Origin of the sequence: Photobacterium sanguinicancri, assembly GCF_002265265.1 — a bacterium.
Classification (GTDB): domain Bacteria; phylum Pseudomonadota; class Gammaproteobacteria; order Enterobacterales; family Vibrionaceae; genus Photobacterium; species Photobacterium sanguinicancri.
Genome location: NZ_NOIF01000022.1, coordinates 34596 through 41331 on the forward strand (window position 1 = coordinate 34596; position 6736 = coordinate 41331).

Annotated in this window: 9 protein-coding genes; 5 read left to right on the forward strand and 4 right to left on the reverse strand. The window is 40.4% G+C overall.

Annotation, left to right across the window (positions count from 1 at the left end):
* The first annotated feature begins 161 nt into the window (after positions 1-161).
* Both ASV53_RS05795 and ASV53_RS05800 read left to right on the forward strand, forming a co-directional pair.
* Positions 162-983, forward strand: a complete 822-nt coding sequence (locus tag ASV53_RS05795) for a PhnD/SsuA/transferrin family substrate-binding protein (protein ID WP_205049181.1) — start codon at positions 162-164, stop codon at positions 981-983.
* 23 nt (positions 984-1006) lie between these two features.
* Entirely contained in the window at positions 1007-3286 is a 2280-nt protein-coding gene (locus ASV53_RS05800) for an ATP-binding protein (RefSeq protein WP_094956410.1), read from the forward strand.
* 62 nt (positions 3287-3348) lie between these two features.
* On the opposite strand, the gene ASV53_RS05805 is transcribed toward ASV53_RS05800, so the two are convergent.
* Positions 3349-3528 carry a CCGSCS motif protein gene (locus ASV53_RS05805; RefSeq protein ID WP_094956411.1) on the reverse strand — a complete coding sequence of 60 codons (180 nt, stop codon included), beginning with the start codon at positions 3526-3528 and terminating at the stop codon, positions 3349-3351.
* Positions 3529-3730: 202 nt separating this feature from the next.
* On the opposite strand from ASV53_RS05805, the gene ASV53_RS05810 reads away from it, so the two are divergent.
* Positions 3731-4021 (forward strand): YkgJ family cysteine cluster protein, encoded by a 291-nt coding sequence (locus ASV53_RS05810; protein ID WP_094956412.1) that lies wholly within the window; start codon positions 3731-3733, stop codon positions 4019-4021.
* Between the two features lie 102 nt (positions 4022-4123).
* Here ASV53_RS05810 and ASV53_RS05815 read toward each other — a convergent pair whose 3' ends face one another.
* The 3 genes from ASV53_RS05815 to ASV53_RS05825 are packed head-to-tail and all read right to left on the reverse strand — an operon-like array spanning position 4124 to position 5613.
* Positions 4124-4351 carry a glutaredoxin family protein gene (locus tag ASV53_RS05815; protein ID WP_094956413.1) on the reverse strand — a complete coding sequence of 76 codons (228 nt, stop codon included), beginning with the start codon at positions 4349-4351 and terminating at the stop codon, positions 4124-4126.
* A gap of 54 nt (positions 4352-4405) precedes the next feature.
* Positions 4406-5074 (reverse strand): glutathione S-transferase, encoded by a 669-nt coding sequence (locus ASV53_RS05820; protein ID WP_239928738.1) that lies wholly within the window; start codon positions 5072-5074, stop codon positions 4406-4408.
* 53 nt (positions 5075-5127) lie between these two features.
* The gene (locus ASV53_RS05825) at positions 5128-5613 is read right to left on the reverse strand and encodes a hypothetical protein (RefSeq protein ID WP_094956414.1); all 486 of its coding nucleotides are present in this window, start codon (positions 5611-5613) and stop codon (positions 5128-5130) included.
* Positions 5614-5753: 140 nt separating this feature from the next.
* Between ASV53_RS05825 and ASV53_RS05830 the strand changes: the two genes are divergently transcribed.
* Together ASV53_RS05830 and ASV53_RS05835 are read left to right on the forward strand one after the other, a co-directional pair.
* Positions 5754-6269: a ClbS/DfsB family four-helix bundle protein gene (locus ASV53_RS05830; protein ID WP_094956415.1), complete on the forward strand. Its 516-nt coding sequence runs from the start codon at positions 5754-5756 to the stop codon at positions 6267-6269.
* Between the two features lie 41 nt (positions 6270-6310).
* The gene (locus ASV53_RS05835) at positions 6311-6673 is read left to right on the forward strand and encodes an MmcQ/YjbR family DNA-binding protein (RefSeq protein WP_094956416.1); all 363 of its coding nucleotides are present in this window, start codon (positions 6311-6313) and stop codon (positions 6671-6673) included.
* Positions 6674-6736: the final 63 nt, after the last annotated feature.

Consider the following 6736-nt stretch of genomic DNA (forward strand, 5'->3'; position numbering starts at 1 on the left):
GTAATCTGGCGCTATATTTGCAAGTTATTAGATAAAGCTATGCAATTAGTTGCTATTTCGCCTAGGTGATGCAGTTTGCAATGAATAAAGAGTAGCAGATACCTCGACTGAGAGGTTTGCATCTGAGGTATTTGCATAAAGCAGGCCTATGGAGTGTCAAAATGCGAACCAAAATGAAATGCGTAATCGTAAAGCCGCTATTTATTGCCTTGTTGGTCTTTATGTCTTTCCACTCTTTTGCTGGACAGAAAGAGATCGTTTTCGGTGTGGTTCCACAGCAATCCGCCTCTAAATTAGCAAAGCAGTGGGGGCCTTTGCTCGATGCATGGAGTGAGGTAACGGGGATAAAATTTCGATTTGCAACAGCCCGTGATATTCCTACATTTGAAGAGCGCTTAGCTGCTGGTGAATACGATATGGCTTACATGAATCCCTATCATTTTACTGTTGTTAATCATGTTCCTGGGTATACCGCGCTGGCCCATGCTAAAGATAAACGAATTACAGGCATAATCGTTGCTCAAAAAAATTGGAGTGGCTCTATTGATTATTTAAGTGATCAGCTACTTGCTTTTCCTGCCCCTAGAGCTTTTGCTGCATCCATTCTCACACAGTCAGAACTGCACCAAAAAGGATTGGTGATAACACCGAAATATGTTGGGTCACATGACTCCGTATACATGGCCGTTGCTAAAGGACTTTATCCTGCTGGTGGTGGTGTTATGCGAACATTTAACAGCATTCCTGATTCTTTAAGAGAGCAACTTAAGGTTATTTATAAAACCAAAAGTTATACCCCCCATGCCATTGCGTATTTGAGTTCGTTAGACGCAGAAACCGTGAAGCAATTACGTAACAGTGTAGAGACGTTGAACCAGCACCCTAAAGCAAAAGCCATGTTTGATATGCTGAGTATTAAAGGTTTTGAGACAGCTAAAGACAGTGATTGGGATGACATTGTTGGGTTAGGTATCAAACTTTAGTAATAGCAAGGGAGGGGCTGGTTATGACGTTAAGAACGAAGACAATAATTGGTATCGCTCTGATCGAGGCTCTTGCTCTTGCATTGCTTATTGTTACAGGTTTGCAATGGTTACAATCATCAAATGAAAATCGTTTAAGAGTTGGGACAAACCAACTCGCAAGCGTCTTTGCAAAAGCAACAAGGGATGCAGTGTTAGCGACGGATTTAGCTTATCTAGATAGCTTCGCAGAATCACTCGTCAGTGAGCAAAACCTAGCCTATATCCGAATTACCGATAGTAATGGTGTTGAGTTAGCCAAGCATGGTGATTATACCGGTATTAATACAAACGTTTCTCCTGCTGATGTAACAGATGGTGTCTATGATGTGATAAGCCCAATTCAAGTAGATGGCCAGCTTTATGGCAATGTTGAGATGGGGGTAACAGTTAAGGACCTTCATGTCATGCTTAGCCAAGCCACACGCTCAAGCTTGTTAATTGCCATTGCTGAAATGTCGCTGGTGGCTTTGTTCTCTTTAGCGCTAGGAACATACTTGATGCGTCGGCTTGATGTGTTAAGAAAGGGGGCGGATAAGGTGGCAAGAATGGGACCCGGTGCGCAAATTATGGTAACGGGCAACGATGAGGTAACGCGTGTTAGTACCGCCTTTAATGAAATGTCTCATTCTTTAGCTAAAGCACAAGAAACGCTTGCAGAAAAACACCAACAGCAAATTGCACTAACGGAAAAAGTCACTGAACTTGCTCAGGTTGCCGAGCATGCTAGGGATGTCATCATAATCACAGATACGGACGGTAAAATAACCTGGGTAAATCCAGCTTTTGAAAATCTTACTGGTTATACCTTGTCTGAAGTTGTTGGTCAGTCTCCTGGTTGTTTACTACAAGGTGATTGTTCTGATCTTGAAACAGTTCATGAAATGTCACGGAAGATAGCTCAGAAGGAAGCTGTACGTGTTGAGATCCTTAATTATGCTAAAGGTGGTGAGTCGTATTGGGTTGAGCTAGATATTTCCCCTGTAACAGATAGCGACGGTGAAATAGTGCGGTTTATTGCTGTTGAACGCGATATAACTAAGCGCCGACAGGTTGAGGAACAATTAGAGGCAGCCCTTGAAGAGGCGACGAGAGCAACTAAAGCCAAATCTGAGTTTCTGGCTAACATGAGCCATGAAATTCGAACACCAATGAATGCGATTATGGGCTTTAGTGAGTTACTTCTTGAAAAGTCTATGCATTCAGAACAACGAGAGCAGTTGGAATTAGTGCATAAGTCGGCTGCAAATTTAGTCACTATTATTAACGACATTCTAGATTACAGTAAAATTGAGGCAGGTAAATTATCATTAACAAATGAATGTTTTAATTTAAAAGAGGTGGTTGAGTCTACGATAGATCTGTGTACTTATCAGGCGAAAGAGAAAAATTTACCATTAGTCCTGAATATATCTTCAAAGATAAATACAGCAGTAGTTGGAGATAAAGGCCGCCTTAACCAAATTCTTTTAAATTTAATTGGAAATGCGGTTAAATTTACGGATTCAGGCTCAGTCTCGGTGAACATTGATGCTGAAGCACTTGTTGGAAAAACGCGTTTCCATATTTGTGTACAAGATACAGGGATAGGAATACCAGCAGAAAGACTCCCGTTTATTATGGAAAAATTTGAACAGGTGGATAATTCGGCAACCCGACAATATGAGGGGACTGGCTTAGGTTTAGCCATTTGTAAACGCTTAATCCAACTCTTTGGTGGAGAGCTCACTGTATGTTCCGAAGCAGGAAAAGGTTCTTGTTTTTCCTTTACCATAACGTTACTTAATCAGCCAGCCAAGTCTCCGACAGCGGTTAACCAAGATCATTACATAGCCGATGATCACCGAGTGAACGATGTAATTGAGCATAAAAAAATACTTGTAGCAGAAGATAGCTATGTAAATCGCTTACTGATAGAAAAAATGTTGGCGGATACAGCCGTTGAACTCCTCTTTGCCGAAGATGGAGAGCAAGCTGTTGCGCTGTATCGGGAAAACCTTCCAGATCTCGTTATCACTGATATTTCGATGCCCAACAAAGATGGTTATGAAGCGACGGCGGATATTCGTGCGTTGCAAGAAATATACTATCCTTGGTGCCCCGTTATTGCCTTGTCTGCGCATGCTATGGCTGAGGAGAAGAAAAAGAGTCTTGCTTTAGGGATGGATGATTACTTAACAAAGCCAGTTAATAAGGCAGATTTGATCAAAATGATTGCTAAATGGATTTCATATCAAGAAAAAAAAGAAAAACGAAAAGGGTAAGGTGCTTGAAGTTACTCCCTCCAGTTTATGGAAGGAGTTCGTTTGGCTCTCTTAAATTAATCTTAAGAGCATGAACCACAACAAAAACCTGGTTCACCGTGTTTTCCTTTTTTCTTCTCAGCTGTATTATTTTCAGCCTCTTCAATTGTCGTTTGTGTATCCTCAGTTTTCGCTTGTTGCGTCAAAACAGCATTTGCTTTGGAATCGTCTTTTTTAAATAGTTTTTTGAAAGATAGTGCCATGTTGATTCTCCTGAGTACCCTTGGATTAAAGGTGTATTTTAATTGCATGTTATTATTCTTGAGTAATGAGGTCAAGTATCTATTTGTGAAATGCTCATTACAGCAACACTTAAAGCCGTTAGAGGGAGCGGGGCATTACATTACTATTGCGTTGCTAAATAATGAGCTATGATGCAGGCAAATATGTAATTTGAAGTTGTTTATGAATATAGAAGTCAAAAATGTGCCGACTTCAGAAGTGACGTGTGCAAACTGTCAGGCATGTTGCTGTCGTTTGGAAGTGATGATCTTGACGGATACTGGTGTACCAGAAGAACATATTGCAACAGATGATTGGGGCGGTGAGGTAATGGCTCGTTTAGATGATGGTTGGTGCTCTGCACTGGATCGTGACACCTTGATGTGTACGATTTATGAAAATCGCCCTTGGATTTGCCGTGAGTTTGAAATGGGCTCTTATGAATGCGTAGATGAACGTATTGCGAATATGTAATCTGAACGCATTGAGACTGCTCTGATGATTTATCCCAAACTTTTTTGATCAAACCAAAGCTTGGGATAATGTATCACTTCTACGATAAGTAGTTGTGGAGTACTAAGCGTTAAACGCCTTTTCAAAATTCTTTTGGTTCCAACCGATAACCACTTGATCACCGACTTTTAATACTGGAATCGATCGAGCTCTCATTGCACTTAGTTCTTTCTGAGCGCGAGGCGTTGCTGCGTTCGTTAATCGATATGGGATTTTTTTTGCATCAAGGTAACGTTGCGCGTCTTTACAGTGTGGACAGTTGTCTTTCACATACAGGGTGATCTTTTTCATTTGGTGTCTTTTCTTATTGTGCGTTAAGCAAAAATGACCTTTGCTTAGGGCTGATTAACTTTCGCTGTTAAAAATAACATTCTCGCGTTCAACAAGCCATTCTGGATACGGTCTCATCACTTTTGCATATAAAGGGTTATTATAATGAGTCACAAGCCACTGCTGAAATTTGGGATAAGGCGCTTGTAGAAACCACTTTCGATCTACTTTAGAAAACTGGCGCATAAAAGGGAGCAGTGCATAGTCTGCAAGCGATGGTGCATTACCCATTAAAAAAGCAGAATGAGTTAATTTACCCTCCAGTGCTGCAACAAAGCCCTCACAGATTTGCCTTGCATCAGCCTCTTTCTTGTCATGATAACGTGCAGTTGCCCTGTATTGCTCTAACTGAGGAATAAAGACATTATCATGCTGTTCGATTAGCTGGCTCATTTCATTAGATGTTTCAGGTTCACCTGTCCTCAATAAATTATTAGGGTCATTGGTTGTTAACGCCCAATACATAATGGCTAAGCTCTGGTCGATGACTCTATCTTCTTGCAGGAAGTAAAGTACGGGGACTGTCCCTTTGGGTGATACAGCGAGCATTTCGGCGGGTTTATTTTGCAGCTTAACATTACGTAATAATACGGTTTGGTCTGCTAACAGTAAGCTAAGTCTTGCCCGTATTGCGTACGGGCAACGTTGTAAGGAATACAGAATAGGGTAATTTATATCACTCATCGGCTCTCTACCTTAGCTTAATCACAGAGTATACATACGCTAAAGATAACACCTTATTGTAGAAGGGACTCTTGAATGGTGTATTGGGTTAAAAAGGATTGAAGTGGCTCAATACCTGATTTTTGCTGACATTCTTCTTGCCAACAGGTGTAAATAGCCGTTTCATGCGCAGCAATAAGTTCGAAGACAGATTGCTCTAAATCGGGGTGTTTTTCCGTTTGGCTATACCAATCCCGGTATTGACGTTCATAAGGCTCAACCCAAGCTTCAAGCGTAGTGATTAATTGCCCCCAAGGTAGTGATATCCACTTTTGTGCGTCTGCTTCACCTTTACTAATCATTTTTAGGTCATGGTTATTGTAAGGTTGTTGAACGCTATCAAAATAAGCTTCGATTAGTTTAGCTGTACGGACTTCGACAGCAATCAATGTATCCCAAAGCGTCTGTTTATTTTGTTCTGTGTAGTGCTTTGCAAAGTACTCAAAAAAAGCAATGCCGTATAGCTCGCCTTGATAAGCTGTCTGTATATTTTGATTCATTTCATGGCCTTCGTGTTTACATGTGTTGATTTAGCCGCTGGTGGCATACATTAACGACGTCAGATAATGGAGGTATGTTAGATAGTTAATTTAGTAAATCAAGGTATTGATAATGATTCGCAAATAAAAAGGAGCTTGTCGTGTCTTCTGTTCCGCAAAATAAAGTAGAGTTACTTAGCGCAATCAATGAGGCGTTTAGAAAACTTCACTGTGACGTTGTCACTATTCCAGCCGAGTTGACTCGCCTTTGTGAAATTGAAGGCAATGTGAAAGGAACAAGGATCAGTGTCTGCGATACCTTAGCTTATTTGCTTGGCTGGGGGAGACTTGTGATGTTTTGGTATGAAGAAAAAGCAGCTGGGCGAGATGTTGAATTTCCAGCTGATGGTTATAAGTGGAATCAGCTAGGGCTGTTAGCCCAGCACTTTCAGCATGAATATCGTGATTGGTCTTTTCTTGCGCTTCAGCAAGAGCTACAAGTAACGACAGCGTCGATTGTTACCTTAATTGATAGTTTAGATAATAGCTGCTTGTATGAACAGCCATGGTATGAAAAATGGACATTGGGGAGGATGATTCAATTTAATACATCATCACCGATGAAAAATGTAAGGACAAAGATACGTAAATTTAAGAAAGTTCACCAGCTGAGTTAGTCTTAGCTATGCATGCTTATTGGATATACACGGAGTAGGCCATGAATAAGCGTCAAATAGAAACATTATTATCTTCGTTTACTGGTTCGGATGTATCGTCTCCCTTTGGGCCAGATGCTTTAGTTTATAAAGTGAAAGGCAAAATGTATGCATTAATATCACAAAATGAAGAGATAGCACGCGTTACTTTGAAGTGTAAGCCGGAAGATGGTGAGGTATTAATATCTCAATTTGAATCTATTTCTCCGGGGTATTATATGAATAAAAGGCATTGGATAACGATTAAACTTTGCGGAGAAGTTGATTCAACTATATTAACGGAACTTGCTCATGATTCTTATCAACTTGTTGTCGCTAAACTAAAAAAAGTAGAACGGGAGTCTCTTCTTATTAATGGTGGTTAGCGTGTTGATTAATAATCTTTGAAGAATAAAGGGATACGATTCAGAAATATGAAATTTATATTC